General features: G+C 61.0%; 1 pseudogene. It reads right to left on the reverse strand.

Annotation, left to right across the window (positions count from 1 at the left end):
- Window positions 1-56: 56 nt before the first annotated feature.
- A pseudogene (gene tuf / locus HA630_RS00975) lies at window positions 57-395 on the reverse strand (elongation factor Tu); the annotation flags it as partial.

The raw sequence follows: 395 nt of genomic DNA on the forward strand, positions 1-395 counted from the left end.
GTCAAACGCCTTGAGGCGGATACGGATCTTTTGCTTGCTCATGATCGGTGTCCTTCTCAGTCGATGATCTTGGCCACGACGCCGGCGCCGACGGTACGACCGCCTTCGCGGATGGCGAAGCGCAGACCTTCTTCCATGGCGATCGGGGCGATCAGCTTGACGGTGATCGACACGTTGTCGCCGGGCATGACCATTTCCTTGCCTTCGGGCAGCTCAATGGAGCCGGTCACGTCCGTGGTACGGAAGTAGAACTGCGGACGGTAGTTGTTGAAGAACGGGGTGTGACGGCCGCCTTCGTCCTTGGACAGCACGTACACCTCACCGGTGAAGTGGGTGTGCGGCTTGATGGAGCCGGGCTTGCACAGCACTTGGCCGCGCTGCACGTCTTCGCGCTT

It is taken from the genome of Aquabacterium sp. A08 (assembly GCF_011742065.1).